This window comes from Candidatus Binatia bacterium, assembly GCA_036382395.1.
In the GTDB taxonomy this organism is placed as follows: Bacteria; Desulfobacterota; Binatia; order HRBIN30; family HRBIN30; genus JAGDMS01.
This window is the reverse complement of record DASVHW010000285.1, coordinates 1-15,628: the sequence shown is the minus strand read 5'-3', so window position 1 is coordinate 15,628 and position 15,628 is coordinate 1. Positions and strand designations below refer to the sequence as shown.

13 protein-coding genes and 1 pseudogene are annotated in these 15,628 nt (G+C 63.5%); 8 read left to right on the top strand and 6 right to left on the bottom strand.

Annotated elements, in window-relative coordinates; translation table 11 throughout:
- The 8 genes and pseudogenes from VF515_13410 to VF515_13375 all read left to right on the top strand — a co-directional run.
- Positions 1–924, top strand: a 924-nt coding sequence (locus VF515_13410; GenBank protein HEX7408634.1) for an alpha/beta hydrolase, incomplete at its 5' end; no start/stop codon positions are given.
- A gap of 212 nt (positions 925–1,136) precedes the next feature.
- Positions 1,137–1,457, top strand: a complete 321-nt coding sequence (locus VF515_13405; protein ID HEX7408633.1) for a hypothetical protein — start codon at positions 1,137–1,139, stop codon at positions 1,455–1,457.
- A gap of 114 nt (positions 1,458–1,571) precedes the next feature.
- Positions 1,572–2,360 carry an OBAP family protein gene (locus VF515_13400; GenBank protein ID HEX7408632.1) on the top strand — a complete coding sequence of 263 codons (789 nt, stop codon included), beginning with the start codon at positions 1,572–1,574 and terminating at the stop codon, positions 2,358–2,360.
- A 292-nt stretch (positions 2,361–2,652) separates the two neighbouring features.
- The gene (locus VF515_13395; protein HEX7408631.1) at positions 2,653–2,862 is read left to right on the top strand and encodes a DUF6429 family protein; all 210 of its coding nucleotides are present in this window, start codon (positions 2,653–2,655) and stop codon (positions 2,860–2,862) included.
- Positions 2,863–3,173: 311 nt separating this feature from the next.
- Positions 3,174–3,638, top strand: coding sequence for a hypothetical protein (locus tag VF515_13390; GenBank protein HEX7408630.1), 465 nt, complete (start codon positions 3,174–3,176; stop codon positions 3,636–3,638).
- Positions 3,639–3,799: 161 nt separating this feature from the next.
- A pseudogene (locus VF515_13385) lies at positions 3,800–4,000 on the top strand (type II toxin-antitoxin system HicA family toxin).
- Positions 3,997–4,257 carry a type II toxin-antitoxin system HicB family antitoxin gene (locus tag VF515_13380; protein ID HEX7408629.1) on the top strand — a complete coding sequence of 87 codons (261 nt, stop codon included), beginning with the start codon at positions 3,997–3,999 and terminating at the stop codon, positions 4,255–4,257. The pseudogene VF515_13385 and the gene VF515_13380 overlap by 4 nt, the downstream one beginning before the upstream one ends.
- 133 nt (positions 4,258–4,390) lie before the next feature.
- Complete coding sequence (locus VF515_13375) at positions 4,391–4,558, top strand: type II toxin-antitoxin system HicB family antitoxin (protein HEX7408628.1); 168 nt, start codon at positions 4,391–4,393, stop codon at positions 4,556–4,558.
- A gap of 217 nt (positions 4,559–4,775) precedes the next feature.
- On the opposite strand, the gene VF515_13370 is transcribed toward VF515_13375, so the two are convergent.
- The 6 genes from VF515_13370 to VF515_13345 form a co-directional block, all read right to left on the bottom strand.
- A complete protein-coding gene (locus tag VF515_13370; GenBank protein ID HEX7408627.1) occupies positions 4,776–7,922 on the bottom strand; it encodes a multidrug efflux RND transporter permease subunit in 3,147 nt (1,048 codons plus the stop codon).
- Positions 7,919–11,035, bottom strand: a complete 3,117-nt coding sequence (locus VF515_13365; GenBank protein HEX7408626.1) for an MdtB/MuxB family multidrug efflux RND transporter permease subunit — start codon at positions 11,033–11,035, stop codon at positions 7,919–7,921. Before VF515_13365 ends, VF515_13370 begins: the two co-directional genes overlap by 4 nt.
- Positions 11,032–12,285 (bottom strand): MdtA/MuxA family multidrug efflux RND transporter periplasmic adaptor subunit, encoded by a 1,254-nt coding sequence (locus VF515_13360; protein ID HEX7408625.1) that lies wholly within the window; start codon positions 12,283–12,285, stop codon positions 11,032–11,034. The genes VF515_13365 and VF515_13360 overlap by 4 nt, the downstream gene beginning before the upstream one ends.
- Before the next feature lie 47 nt (positions 12,286–12,332).
- Positions 12,333–12,866 (bottom strand): MarR family winged helix-turn-helix transcriptional regulator, encoded by a 534-nt coding sequence (locus VF515_13355; GenBank protein HEX7408624.1) that lies wholly within the window; start codon positions 12,864–12,866, stop codon positions 12,333–12,335.
- 247 nt (positions 12,867–13,113) lie between these two features.
- Positions 13,114–14,091 (bottom strand): nitronate monooxygenase family protein, encoded by a 978-nt coding sequence (locus VF515_13350; GenBank protein ID HEX7408623.1) that lies wholly within the window; start codon positions 14,089–14,091, stop codon positions 13,114–13,116.
- Between the two features lie 136 nt (positions 14,092–14,227).
- Positions 14,228–15,628, bottom strand: a 1,401-nt coding sequence (locus tag VF515_13345; GenBank protein ID HEX7408622.1) for an AMP-binding protein, incomplete at its 5' end; no start/stop codon positions are given.

The following is a 15,628-nucleotide window of genomic DNA, read 5'->3' as shown; positions in this document are numbered from 1 at the left end:
AAGTCGGATCGAGGGCTGGTGGAACCGCGTGAGATCACCCTCCACGGCCACCGCGTCAGCTATCGAGCCGCCGGGAGCGGTCCCCTGCTGGTACTCATCCACGGCATCGCCGGAAGCTCGGCGACCTGGCAGGAGGTGCTGCCCCGGCTGGCCGAACGCTACACGGTTGTTGCCCCAGACCTACTGGGGCATGGCTCGTCCGCGAAGCCGAGGACCGATTACTCGCTCGGTGCGTATGCCAGCGCCATGCGCGACCTCCTCGGCGTGCTCGGCTTCGAGCGCGGGACGATCGTCGGGCATTCGCTCGGCGGCGGGGTGGCGATGCAGTTCGCCTATCAGTTCCCGGAGCGCTGCGAGCGCCTGGTGCTCGTCTCCAGTGGCGGCCTCGGGCATGAACTCCACCTCCTGCTGCGGGCGGCGGCGTTACCGGGCGCCGAATGGGTGCTGCCGTTGCTCTGCAGCAGCAGACTGTGCGACGCGGTGGACGGGGTGGCACGCTTCCTCGGGCGCGCCGGGCTACGCCCGGGTCCCGACTTGGATGAGATTTGGCGTAGCTTTGTGTCCCTGTCGGACCCCGACGCCCGCCAAGCGTTCATTCACACGGTCCGGACTGTCATCGACATCCGGGGGCAGCGCGCGAGCGCTGGCGACCGTCTCTATTTGACCGCGGAGCTGCCGACGATGATCATCTGGGGCGAGCACGATCCGCTGATACCGGTCGCTCACGCGTACTCGGCGCACGAACGTATTCGGGAGAGCCGGCTCGAGATCTTCCCGAATGCGGGCCACTTCCCTTACCGCGACAACCCGCAGCGCTTCGTCGAGGTGCTCGTCGACTTCATCCAGTCGACGGCGCCGGCCCAGGTGGATGAGCAGAGGTGGCGGGAGCGGCTGCGCAACGGCAGTCGGCTATCAGAGTCGTGACTGTGGCCGGCGCGTTCGAGGTATGTGCGGACCGGGCTCTGCACTCTGCGGGTGGATGGCGAGCGAGTGGTCTTCGCCACCCTTGCGGATGAAGTGGCGCGAGTCGTAGCCGTTCTCATCAATGAAGAAGCAGGGGACACGCCGGTGGACCCGGCTGGCAGAGGCGGCGGGGTACGGTCCTTGCACGAATGGTCCGCAAAGGAGAGTGGGCTATGCGTAAGAACAAGACTTTGACCAAGCTAATCCAGGACTCTATCGACAAGGGAGCGACCACCGTGGAGGAGATCCACAAGTCGATCGCCGACCTGCCGCTAAAGGTCCTACAGGACACCGACCTCCTGCGGGGCCCGGCCAAGGAGGTGAAGCGGGTCCAGGATCACACGATCGGCGCCATCTACGATGTGATTCGCGACGTCAACGAAAAGGTCGGAAGATTCGCGTCGGAGCTGCTGGCGGAGGTGTCCAAGCCCGGAGCTGGCCGGCCAGGGGCGCAGACGAAGAAGCGGTCGGCCGCTCGCGCCGCCAAGCGCTAGTATTTCTACATCAATTTGCCTGGTACCCTGATTTCGTCGAATCCCACCCGTCTCCCGGTTCCAGCCAGGCCGCTAAAGTGCTGTCGGCTGTTCGCGATTGAAGAGGAGTCACAGATGTCGGCCCGTCGCCTCGTGTTCTCGCTCGCGCTACTCGTCGTAACGCTTCCCGTGCTGGCCGCAGACAAACCACCTGGAGAGAAGGCATCGACCACCACCAAGGTGTTGAAGGCCGGCGCAGCGGTGCTCCAGAGCAATGCGCCGGTCAAGCAACTCGACATCTACCTCGTCGGCTTCCATCCGATGAAGGCTGACCCCAGTCACCAGATGGAAGCACATCATTACTGCAAACAGGTCAATGAAGACTTCGCGCAGTGCGTCCTGTTCGATGGCAACAGCGCCTCTGCCAACATGAACGGGATCGAGTACATCATCTCGGAACGGCTCTTTGAGACGCTTCCCGTCGAAGAGCGACTGTACTGGCATCCTCACAACTATGAGATTCTCTCTGGGCAGCTGGTGGCGCCAGGCCTCCCGAACGTTGCCGAGCACAAACTCATGGAAGGCAAGATGAATAGCTATGGCAAGACATGGCACGTGTGGATGACCGGCACCCAAGAGGGGGGTGGCGATAAGCTTCCACTTGGAGAGCCGCACTTGGCGTGGTCGTTCAATCACGACGGGGAAGATCAACCGGGGCTGGTCGAGGCGCGTGACAAGAAGTCTGGAGTGAGCACCGCTGAACTTAAAAAGAACCGCCAAGACCTGGCGGCAAACGCTAAACCCCAATGCGGGGTAGACTCCCTACAGGGGCGTTTCCCTGGGTCGACGACACCGATTGAAGGCGTAACTGCTCGAAGTGAAAACTGCCCGAAAGACGGGGAGCCAGCGAAGGCTCCGAGGTAGGATCGGCCGCTGGCCGTGTCAAGCACCGGTCGGTACCTGACAGGTTCCCAAACCGTTCCCGGCCCGGCCGGCAGCCCAATGCAGCCCGCCTCTCATGCTCATGCGTTGCCGGCGTCCGCAACGCCACTCCGACGCCGCACTACAATTTGCCGCACCGTCTCGGGCGCCCACGGTTTGCCGGTTCGGCTCGGGTGCCCTTCGGCATTCAGCCGCTCGGCAATCGCCGTGAAGCTGAGGCGGTCCCCACCGCGCGGCGTGCGGCGCAGCTTGTGAATTAGCGGTCGGGCTCGCGATGCTTCACCTGACCGCGCACGGTGACAGGTTCGGCGCGCGAGCCTGGAAGGGAATGAATTGGGATCTTCTCGACGCACTCCACGAGGAAGGTTGGATCTCAGACCCGAAGGGCAAAGCAAAGTCTGTTGCCTTCACCGACGAGGGGGAGCGGTTGGCGGCTGAGTTCTTCGAGAAGCATTTCGGACAGGGAAGCCGCAAAGACGGTTGATGTGAGAGGTGTCGGGATGCCGCAGCGGGCGCTTGAGCCGACCGAAGAAGCCGGAGCTTGAACAACTGCCAGAATAGGGTAGCAGGCAAACTCGGGTAATTTTATAGTGCTAAGGAGGGATCATGTATCGCATTCTATCGGCTGGACGTCGGCTGGCTGTACTCGTGTTCGCCCTCGGCGCCGCCTCGTTGGCGGAAGCGACCACTTCGATAGCGTCGGTGACACCGACGCCAACACTCCCAACACCAAGCAGCACCTCGACTCCGACGTGTGGTCTCATCCCGGGCTATTTCTCATTCCGGAGCGTAACCGTGGCGCCACTGCACCCGTTTGTCGGCGATCCAGTAACGATCCAGTTCGATTACGATGCGCAGGTGTATAGTCACGGGGCGTTCAGGCTGGATGGTGCCGAAGGACTACTCGACGGTTTGCGCGTGACAGATTACGACAGCTTTGAGCTCTCTGCGGTCAGAACCGGCCTGGCCACGGTCACGATCAGCGTCGACTATAATACGGAATACAACTGCAACGGCATCTTTTCTCCAGGTCCGTACACGACGGTCCACAGTCAGCCGCTCATTTTTGATATTGCCGCTCCCTTGCCGACACATACACCTACGCCGAGCGCTACCCCAAGCCCGACCGAAACGTCCACGCCAACCAAGCATGGCGGTGGCGGGTGTTCGGTCGGTCCGACACAACGAGGCAAGTGGAGCGGAGCATTCATCTGGCTTGCTGCGGCAGCGTTGATCGTCAGGCGAAGAGTCGGGACGTAGCTGTGAGTGTTCCGAAATCAGATCGGACGATCACCCGATGAACCGCACACCGAAAGAATGCCGAACGCTCAGCTTGCAGCGGACGCGCACAAGACGCGCGCCGCTAAAGCTGAGCGTTCGGCTGGTGGCGGACAGGGGGCAAGAAGTGGTATTGCGTTCCCGTGAAGGTCCGAGACGTAATCCGTATGGTCGAGCAGGACGGATGGCGCAGGGTCGTCATAGAGGGTGGCCATCGGCAGTACAAACACACCTAGAAGCCTGGGCTGGTGACCATCAGCGGGCATCCGGGAGACGATATGCCGAAGGGAACGCTGGTGTCGATCATGCGACAGGCGGGACTCGCGCGAGGGAAGAAATCATGAAGCGGCAGTATCTGATGCGGATCGACAAAGACGTAGATAGCGATTGGGGCGCCTCGGTTCCGGATCTTCCCGGCTGCGTGGCGACCGGGAAGACGATCGATGCGGCCCTGCGGCGGATCGAGGGCGCGATCGAGTTGCACGTACGCGGGCTGCGCGAGGACGGAATCAGAGTTCCACCTCCGAGGCAGCGTGCTGTGAAGCCGCGCCGCACTCGGCGGCAGGTCAACTTCTACGCAACGGTCGAGGTAGCAGCCTAACCCGGCGCTCGATCGGGCCGGCGGTGGAGCGGCGCCGCTTGATTGAAGCGCCCGTTACCGCCGGCCGCTCAGCGCCACGACGTTAGACCGCCGACCGTGGGCGCGCTACGTTGTCCGTGGCGAGAGGTGGTCTATGCACAACGAATTCACCGCGATCATTGAGCGGGACGGCGATTGGTACACCGCGTACTGCCCTGAAATCCTCGGGGCGAACGGTCAGGGACGTACGAAGGATGAAGCCCGCACCAGTTTGGCCGACGCGATCGCATTGATCCTCGAAGACCGCCGGGAAGGATCTTGAGAGGTACTTCTACCTTCACCGAGCGCTGCTTGAATTTGGCACGTTGTTCGAACAAGAGACGAATGACAGGGCGATCGCAATCGTCGTCGCTCTCGGGACGTTGTCAATTTGTTAAGGGGTGCACGGAGCGACGAGGCATGGTCGTGCGGTATGTCGCAGAAGCGAAGAGCGAGTACGCCCCGAGATGGCGTGCACTCGGGGCTCGCGGTAGATCGCTTCATGAGTATTCCGGACCAGAGCGTTCCGACTGGATAGGCCGCAACGGTGTTGCCGGGACCATTGCGCGGAACGGTCTCTTCCGTAAGCGCCCGAACCACAGCCTGAAGCGGTCCAGGTACAGGTAGATGACGGGGGTGGTGTAGAGGGTGAGGAGCTGGCTGACGATGAGTCCGCCGACGATCGTGATCCCCAGCGGCCGCCGCAGTTCCGATCCGGTGCCCCCGCCGACCGCCAGCGGCAGCGCCCCCAACAGCGCCGCCATCGTCGTCATCATGATCGGCCGGAAGCGCAGCAGGCAGGCCTCGTAGATCGCGGCTTCCGGCGACTTGCCTTCCTTGCGCTCCGCCTCCAGCGCGAAATCGATCATCATGATCGCGTTCTTCTTGACGATGCCGATCAACAGAATGATGCCGATCAAGGCGATCACACTCAGGTCGGTACGGCACAGTAGCAGCGCCAGGATCGCGCCCACCCCCGCCGACGGTAGCGTGGAGAGAATCGTGAACGGGTGAATGTAGCTCTCATACAGCATGCCCAGCACGATGTAGACCGCCACCAGCGCCGCCAGGATCAGCAGCGGCTCGTTGGCGAGCGAGGCTTGGAACGCCTGCGCTGTGCCGGAAAAGCTGGCGCGGATGCTGGCGGGCATCCCGATCTCGCGCTCGGCAGCGGTGATCGCAGTCACCGCGTCACCCAAGGCGACCCCAGGGGCCAGGTTGAATGAGAGGGTGATCCCCGGAAATTGTCCTTGATGGTTGACCGCCAGCGCCGTGGTCGTTGGCGCGAAATGCGTGAAGGCGCTCAATGGCACCTGCGCCCCGGTTGTCGACCGGACATAAATGTCGCGCAGCGTCTCGGGGCTCTGCCAGAATCTCGGTGCCACCTCCATCACGACGTGATACTGGTTCAGCTCGGTATACATCGTCGACACCTGCCGCTGCCCGAAGGCATCGTAGAGAGTATCGTCGATCATCTGCGGCGTGATCCCCAGCCGCGAGGCGGTGTCCCGGTCAATCACCACCGACGCCTGCAGCCCCTTGTTCTGCTGGTCGGTGCTGACGTCCACCACCCCCGGCAGCGTCTGCAGCTTGCGAAACATCCGCGGGGCCCAGGCATTCAGCTCCTGCAGGTCATCACCTTGCAGCGTGAACTGAAACATGGCGTTGCTCAGTCTTCCACCGACGCGAATGTCCTGGACCGTCTGCAGAAACAGGCTCGCGCCGGGCACGGCCGCGAGCTTGGGCCGCAGCCGCGCAATGACCTGGGCCGCGCTGATTTTGCGCGCGGCCAACGGTTTCAACGACATGAACATCCGCCCCGTGTTGGTGCTCCCCTGTGTGCCGCCCGTGAATGCCACCACGGTGTCGACCGCCGGATCCGCCTGGACGATACTCACGAACGCAGCCAGCTTTTGCTGCAGCGCCTGAAACGACGTGTCCTGGTCCGCCTGGATGGCCCCCATCACGCGGCCCGTGTCCTGCTCGGGGAAGAATCCCTTGGGAACGATCACGTACAGATAAATATTGACGCACACCGTGATCGCCGCCACCAGCAGGGTCAGCCGCGCATGCCGCAGGACCCAGGACAAGCTCGCCTCGTAGCGGTGCAGGAGCCACTCGAAGGCACGCTCGCTGATGCGGTAGAGACTACCATGCGTACGGCCCTGCCCGGACTTCAGGAACTTCGCACACATCATCGGCGTCGTGGTCAGCGATACGACAAGCGACACCACAATGGCGACCGAGAGCACCACCGCGAATTCGCGGAACAGACGACCGACGATGCCCCCCATCAACAGAATCGGAATGAAGACGGCGACCAGGGAGCTGCTCATCGAGAGGACGGTGAAGCCAATCTCACGCGCCCCCCGCAACGCGGCCTCGACCGGAGGCATCCCGTGCTCCAGATAACGCGCAATGTTTTCGATGACCACTATGGCGTCATCGACGACGAACCCGGTCGAGATCGTGAGCGCCATCAGCGACAGGTTGTCGATGCTGTAGCCGAACAAGTACATCGCGCCGAATGTGCCGATCAGGGACAGTGGAACCACCACACCGGGAATGACGGTGGCCCACAGGTTGCGCAGAAAGACGAACACCACCAAGATGACCAGGGCAATCGAGATGAGCAGCGTCAGCTCAACGTCTGCTATGGAGGCGCGAATCGTCGGGGTACGATCGATCATCACGGATAGATCGATTCCTCGAGAGATCGAGGCCTGCAGTTCCGGCAGCAGCGCCCGCACCCGGTCGACGGTCTCGATGATGTTGGCGCCGGGTTGCCGGAAGATGACGACGACGACAGCCGGCTTGCCATTGGCGAGACCCCAACTGCGCAGATCCTCAACCGAGTCTTCGACATTTGCCACATCAGACAAGCGCACCGGCGCGCCGCGACGGTAGGCGACAATCAACGGCCGGTACTGTTCTGCCTTGAGCAGTTGGTCGGTGGCGCTGATCTGCCACTCGGAAGTTGCGTCGGCGAGTTGGCCCTTGGGCCGGTTGGCGTTGGCAGCGCTCAGTGCCGAGCGCACCTGGTCCAGTCCGATTCCGTATTTGTTGAGTACCGTGGGATTGAGATCCACGCGGACCGCCGGCAACGAACTGCCTCCGACCATCACCTGGCCCACGCCCTCGATCTGCGAGAGCTTCTGCTGCAGGATCGATGCGGCGGCGTCGTACATGCGGGCCGTATCGACGGTGTCCGACGTCAAGGCGAGGATGAGGATGGGCGCGTCGGCCGGATTCACCTTTCTGTAATTGGGATTGTTCGGCAGGTTGGTCGGCAACTGACCCCGTGCCGCGTTGATCGCCCCTTGCACGTCACGTGCGGCCCCGTCGATGTTGCGGCTCAGGTCGAACTGCAGCACGATGGCCGTCGAGCCGAGATAGCTCGTCGACGTGATATCGGTCACTCCGGCGATGCGGCCGAATTGACGTTCGAGCGGCATTGCCACCGACGAGGCCATGGTTTCCGGACTGGCGCCAGGAAGAGCGGCCTGCACCTGGATGGTCGGAAACTCCACCTGCGGGATCGGCGAGACCGGCAAGAAGCGAAAGGCCAGAGCGCCCGCCAGCGCCAGCGCCAGCGTCAGCAGCGAGGTCGCGACCGGCCTCCTGATGAAGGTGGCGGAGATGTTCACTGCCCCTCCAACCTGACCGGCTCGTTGATCGGGTTGCCGATCCGCCACGGGGCCAGCCGTCGGGACAGCCGATCGAAGGCCAGGTACACGACCGGGGTGGTATAGAGTGTGAGAAGCTGACTGAGCATCAGGCCGCCGACGATGGTGATGCCCAGCGGCCGGCGCAGCTCCGCTCCCGTGCCCCCGCCCAGGGCCAGTGGCAGGGCTCCCAGCAACGCCGCCATCGTCGTCATCATGATCGGCCGGAAGCGCAGCAGGCAGGCTTCGTAGATCGCGGCCTCCGGCGACTTGCCTTCTTTGCGCTCCGCCTCCAGCGCGAAATCGATCATCATGATGGCGTTCTTCTTGACGATACCGATCAGCAGGATGATGCCGATCAGCGCGATCACACTCAGGTCGATACGGCACAGCAGCAGCGCCACAATCGCGCCCACCCCCGCCGACGGCAGCGTGGAGAGAATCGTCATCGGGTGGATGTAGCTCTCATACAGCACGCCGAGAACGATATAGACGGTGACCAGCGCGGCCAGAATCAGCAGCGGCTCGTTGGCCAGCGAGGCCTGGAAGGCCTGCGCCGTGCCCTGAAAGCCGGCGTGGATACTGGCAGGCAACCCGATCTGGCGTTCGGCGGCGGCGATCGCGGTCACCGCGTCGCCCAAGGCGACCCCCGGTGCCAGATTGAACGAGAGGGTGACTGCCGGAAACTGTCCCTGGTGATTGATCGACAGCGCCGTGGTGGTTGGGGCGAAATGCGTGAAGGCGCTCAGCGGCACCTGCGCTCCGGTGGCGGAGCGGACATAGATGTCCTTCAACGCCTCCGGACCGCGTTGAAAGCTCGGTTTGACCTCCAGGACAACGTGGTACTGATTCAGCTGTGTGAAGATGGTCGATACTTGCCGCTGCCCGAAGGCGTCGTAGAGGGTATCGTCGATCATCTGCGGCGTCACACCCAGCCGGGACGCGGTGTCCCGGTCGATCTCCACCGCGGTTCCCAAACCGGCATTCTGCTGATCGCTGGCCACGTCTCGCAGCTCAGGAAGTGTCCGCAGCGTATCCACCAGTCGAGGCGCCCACACGTGCAGCTCGTTGCGATCGGCGGACTCGATGCTGTACTGGTATTGCGTTCGGCTGACCCGGTCTTCGATGGTGAGGTCCTGGACCGGTTGCATGAATAGCGCGATGCCTTGCACAGGGGCCAGCTGCGGCTGCAGGCGTCGGATGACGTCGCTGGCGCTCACCTGTCTCTCGTCCAGTGGCTTGAGGTTGATCTGGATGCGTCCGCTGTTGGGGGTGGTGTTGATACCGTCGACGCCGATGAAGGAGGAAAGGCTCTGCACGGCCGGATCCTGAAGAATGACCTTCGCCAGGTTCTGCTGACGTTCCGCCATGGCCGCAAACGACACCGTCTGCGGTGCCTCGGACACGCCCAGGATGACGCCCGTATCTTGCACTGGAAAGAATCCTTTGGGCACGATCACGTAAAGAAGTATGGTGCCGGCCAGCGTGCCGATGGCGATCCACAGCGTCGTGGTTTGGTGCCCGAGCACCCAACGGAGCGTCGTCCCGTATCGCTGAATCGTCGCGTTGAAGAATCGTTCTGATACCCGGTAGAACCGCCCCTGTGCGGCCTCGGGTCGATGCCGCAGCAGCTTGGCGCACATCATCGGTGTCAGCGTCAGGGAGACGATCGCCGAGACCAGAATGGTGACGCTCAACGTCACTGCGAATTCGCGAAACAGGCGCCCAACGATGTCGCCCATGAACAGCAGCGGAATCAGCACCGCGATGAGCGACACCGTCAGCGAGATGATGGTGAAGCCGATCTGTTCGGAACCCTTGAGGGCAGCCTGCAGTGGCGGCTCACCTTGCTCGATGTAGCGGGTGATGTTCTCGATCATGACGATGGCGTCGTCGACGACGAAGCCGGTCGAGATGGTCAGGGCCATGAGCGAGAGGTTGTCCAGGCTGTAGCCGAGGAGATACATGACCCCGAAGGTGCCCACCAGCGACAAGGGTACCGCGATGCTCGGAATGACCGTCGCCGACAGGCTGCGCAAGAACAGGAAGAGCACCATGACGACGAGCGTCACGGTGAGCATCAGTTCGAACTCCACATCGCTCACCGAGGCGCGAATGGTGGTGGTGCGGTCGGTCAGGACCGCCACCTGCACGGACGGCGGCAACGAGGTGGTCAGTTGCGGTAGCAGCTTCTTGATGCGATCGACGACACTAATGATGTTGGCGCCCGGCTGCCGCTGAATGTTCAGGATGACGGCGGGGACGGTGTTCATCCAGGCGGCCTGCTTCACGTTCTCAGCGTCATCGCGCACATCCGCAACGTCGGAGATGCGCACCGGCGCTCCGTTGCGGTACGCAATCACCAGTGGCCGGTATTCATCGCTCGACAGGAGCTGATCGTTGGCGCCGATGGTGTAGGCCTGATGGCTGCCATCAAAGTTCCCCTTCGCCTGGTTGACGTTGGCTTGCGCGATGGCGGTCCGGAGGTCTTCGAGGCTGAGCCCATAGGCAGCCAAGGCCGTGGGATTGGCCTGCACACGCACGGCCGGCTTTTGTCCGCCGCTGATGCTGACCAGGCCGACGCCGGGCAGCTGCGAGATTTTCTGGGCCAGCCGCGTGTCGGCGAGATCTTGCACCTTTGAGAGGGGCAGGGTGCCCGACGTCAGGGCGAGGGTGAGAACCGGCGCATCGGCAGGATTCGTCTTGCTGTAAACGGGCGGAGTCGGCAGATCGCGGGGCAAGTAGGTCGTCGCCGCATTGATGGCCGCCTGCACCTCTTGCTCGGCGACATCGAGATTGAGGTCGAGTGCAAACTGCAGCGTGATCACCGAGCTGCCGAAGGAGCTGGTGGACATCATCTGGTTGAGGCCGGGCATCTGCCCGAACTGGCGCTCCAGCGGCGCGGTGACCGACGATGCCATGACATCGGGGCTGGCGCCGGGATAGAACGTGAGCACCTGGATCGTCGGATAGTCCACCTGTGGCAACGCCGAGACCGGCAGCTGGCGGTAAGCGACGGCGCCCGCCAACAGGATAGCGGCCATCAGCAACGACGTCGCCACGGGCCGAAGAATGAAGAGCCGGGACGGGTTCATGCGCTCGGCCGTGGACCGGGGGCATCAGTGCCCGGCGTCCGTACCTGGACCGTACTCCCCGCTCGCAGCTTGTCGATGCCATCCGTGACCACCTGTTCCCCAGCGGATACCCCCGCCTCCATCACCGCTTCGGTGCCGGCCATGGGGCCGACGGTGACCGGACGCACCTCCACCGTCTGGTCCGCCTTCACCACATAGACGAACGTCCCTTGCGGGCCCCGTTGGATCGCCGCAATGGGAGCGATGGCTGCCCCTTTTCTGGTGTCGAGCAGCAGCCGCACGTTGACAAACTGGTTGGGGAACAGGGCGTTGTCCTGGTTTTCGAAGACCGCCTTCAGACGGGAGGTGCCGGTGCTCTGATCGATTTGATTGTCGACGGTGAGCAGCGATCCCGTCGCAATTTTCGTCTGACCGGCACGGTCGTAGGCCTCCACTGGCAGGCGCTCGCCGGCGCGCAGCTTGGTGACGATGGGAGGCAGACTGTCTTCGGGGATGGTGAACAGCACGGCGATAGGTTGGACCTGCGTGATGACCACCAAGCCATTCTGATCGCTGGCGTGGACTATGTTGCCCACGTCCACCAGCCGCAGCCCGACCCGGCCGCTGATGGGCGCGATGATGCGGCAGTAGGTCAATTGCAGCTTGGCGCCATCGATGAGCCCCTGGTCCATCTTGACGACGCCTTCATACTGGCCGACCAGTGCGGCCTGGCTGTCGAATTGCTGCTTGGGAATTAACTCCTTGGCGACCAGGTCCCGATAGCGTGCCAGGTTGATCTTCAAATCCTTGACCTGCGCGGCGTCACGGGCCATTTGCCCCTCTGCTTGCGCCATCTGCACCTGGAACGGTCGCGGGTCGATTTCGGCGAGCAGATCCCCTTGGTGGATGAATTCGCCCTCCTGAAACGCCACCTTGATGAGCTGACCGTCGACGCGGCTTTTCACCGTAACCGTGTTGAAAGCGGTCACTGAGCCCAGCCCGGTCAGATACACCGGCATATCCCCTTCGTGCACAGCCGCGGCCACCACGGGCACGGCTGGGGCGGCGGATTTTGCTGCCGAGGCGGCCGTGCCGGACTGTCGTTCACCTGATCTGGTGAGCAGCCAGAATGCGCTGTAGCCGAGAATGGCCAGCACCAGCAGCCACGGCCAGCGCCGGCGTCTTGCCCGAGGGTGCTGAGCCTGCCCTTCCCACTCGTCGGGCAGCTCCACTGGTTTCTCATCCAAGGTGGTCGGTATCTTCAGATTCATCTTCACATTTCCTCACAAGGGGAAGCACCCAGCAGAGCGGTAGCCGCTCAGCGCTGCTGCGAATGACGATTGGGTTGCCCGGATTGAGGGGAGGTAGGCAGCGAATCTGCCTCGGCTGAAGCCCCGGTAGAGTCGCTGTCTTGAAAGCGGCCCATATTGGCGATGATCTTGCGGAGGGAGGCTCGCAGGGCTGTTTGCTCCGATGAGCTCAGTCCCTGTACGACGGCGGCTCGTACCGCTGTCGCTAGCTCATGAAGGTCCTTGGCCAGGGCCGCCCCTGGTGCTCTCAGGTGCAGGCGGGCGCGGCGCCGGTCCGCTGCATCGCCTCGGACCTCCACCAGCTTCCGGTTTATGAGCGCGAAGACCACCCGAGAAGCCGTCGGGCTGTCCATGCGCAGATGCGCAGCGAGCTCCCCGAGGGAAAACCCAGGATGTTCGTAGATCGCGACCAGGATCCAGAACTGCTGAGTGGTCAGATCATAGCGGCGCGCGTGGCTGCCGACGGCCTGCTTGATCCGTTGCCGCACGGCCCCAATCAGCAAGCCGATGTGTTCGTCTCTGCGCCTCTCGTTCTTGAGCATTCGTCACCAAAGTACTTTCTTAAGCAATAGTTGCCGTGGCAACTATATGTGTTGCGTTGCCGGAATCAAGAGGAAGATCGCGGCGGGCCAGTCTTACGGTCTTGCCGGCGGCTGCAGTGGATGCGGTGCTACGAGGAACACGGGCGCGAGGCGCGCAGGCGATCGATGGAACAGCTGTGGACACTTGCCCAACCGCGTTGACAGTGGTTGCTGGTGAGCGCTTCGGCACCAGCCGCCTGGGCAGCGGTCAGCCGACTGCCATCGTGTCCAGCCGCTTGTGGATGATCTCGGCCGCCTCGGAGACGATCCGCCGCACGAGCTCGTCGCAGCTCGGTATGTCGTGGATGAGGCCCGTCACCATCCCCGCGGACCAGACACCGGCATCGAGGTTGCCTTCCTCGAACACTTTGCGGCCGCGCTCGCCGGCAACGAGCGGCGCGATGTCCTCGAACTTCGAGTCGGGCTTGCTCTCGATTTGCACGACCTGGTCCGCCACGCTGTTCTTGAAGATCCGGGCCGTGTTGCGGAACTTGCGGAAGACCAGCGCGGTGTCGCGCTCGGTGGCTTCGACCAGCTTGCGCTTCACGTTCTCGTGGACGTCGGCCTCCTTGGTCGCCAAAAAGCGCGTGCCCATGTTGATCGCATCGGCGCCGAGCGCGAGCGCCGCCACCAAGCCGCGGGCGTCGCCGAATCCGCCCGAGGCGATGAGCGGCACCCGTACCTGATCCGCGGTGCAGGGGATCAGCACCAGGCCCGGGACGTCGTCTTCGCCCGGGTGTCCCGCGCACTCGAATCCGTCGATGCTGACGGCATCACAACCGATCTTCTCCGCCTTCACGCTGTGCCGCACCGACGTGCACTTGTGGATGACCTTGATCCCGGCCTGCTTGAACCCTGGCAAGAACGGCTCCGGATTGCGTCCCGCCGTCTCGACGATCTTCACACCGGACTCCACGATTGCTTGTGCGTATGCCTCGTAGGACACGGGGCGGAGCGTGGGTAGGATCGTCAGGTTCACTCCGAAGGGCTTGTCGGTCATCTCGCGGGTGCGTCGGACCTCCTCGACCAGTGCTTCGGGGGTTGGCTGGGTGAGCGCCGTCAGGAACCCGAGCCCGCCGGCATTGGCCACGGCGGCCACCAGCCGCGCACGTCCGACGCCCATCATGCCGCCCATTACCACCGGGTGCTGGATTCCGAACTGTTCCGTGAACCTCGTCTTGATCATGTCTTAGCCCCCTTTTCCGTCGCGCTTGCCAAGGACCAACAGCCTGCCGCGCGCCAACTCACCATTCTTCCGGTCTGATGTAAAGATGTTGGCGGCTGGGCGCCGCACGGCGCCGCACCGAACCCTCACGGTCGGCTCAGTTGATGCGCTTGGCGCGCCCGGACCACTCCTTCTCGCGCAGCACAAACTTCTGCACCTTGCCGGTCGAGGTTTTGGGCAGCTCACCGAACTCGACGGCGGCCGGGCATTTGTAGTGTGCGATGTGCTCGCGGCAGAAGGCGATAATGTCCTGCTCCGTTGCCGGCTGGCCGGGCTTCAGCGTGACGAAGGCTTTGGGTCGCTCGCCCCACTTCGCGTCGGGGATGGCCACGACCGCGCACTCCAGCACCGCCGGGTGCTTGGCGACGGTCTGCTCGACCTCGATCGTCGAGATGTTCTCGCCGCCGGAGATGATGATGTCCTTCTTGCGATCGCGCAGCTCGACGTAGCCGTCAGGGTGCCATACCCCCAGGTCGCCGGAGTGGAACCAGCCGCCGCGGAAGGCGTCGGCGGTTGCCTGCGGATCGGCGTAGTAGCCCTTCATCACGATGTTGCCGCGCATCACCACCTCACCGATCGTCTGGCCGTCGCGCCGCACGTCGCGCATGTCGTCGTCCACCACGCGCACCAGATCGGCGGTGAACTGGCCCTGGCCCTGGCGCGCGAGCAGGCGTGCCTGCTCCTCGGCGGGCAGGTTGTCCCATTCCGGGTGCCAGGGGCAGCTCGTCATCGGCCCGTAGGTCTCGGTCAGGCCATAGATGTGGATCGGGTGGAAGTTCCGCGCTTTGAGTTGCTCCAGCAGCGTCGGTGACGGTGGGGAGCCGGCGACGTAGACGGTGACCGGCCGCTCGAGCCGCCGCGCGTCGGGGTGGTTCATCAACATAATCTGCACGGTGGGCGCGCCGCCGTAGTGCGTCACCCCCTCGTCGCGCAACAGCCGCCACATGTGCGCGGCATCGATTCGCCGCAGACAGAGGTGCGTTCCAGACACGGCGGTGATGGCCCAGGGGAAGCACCAACCGTTGCAGTGGAACATGGGCACGGACCACATATAGATCGAGTCGCTGCGCATGCCGGCCTCGAGCGCCTGGCTCAGCGCGTTGAGGTAGGCGCCGCGGTACGTATACATCACCCCTTTGGGCCGGCCGGTCGTACCCGAGGTGTAGTTGATCGTGATCGTCTCGTCCTCGTCCTCCAGCCAGCTCGCCACCGGCTCGGGCGAAGCGGCGGCGATACAGTCCTCGTACGGGTCGCCGGGTGCGCCGGTGTCGGCGATCCGCACGACCTTGAGGCCCGAGGTGTCGAGCGGGGCGATCAGGGGTGCGAACTCGTCATCCACAAAGAGCCAGCGCGCACCGGAGTGGCGGAGGATGAAGTCGATTTCCTCTGCGTTCAGCCGCGTGTTGATCGCTACCAGGATGCCGCCGGCGGCTGGCACGGCGAAGTGCGCCTCGAGCATGGGTGGGATGTTCGGGCATAAGAAGGCGACGCGGTCGTG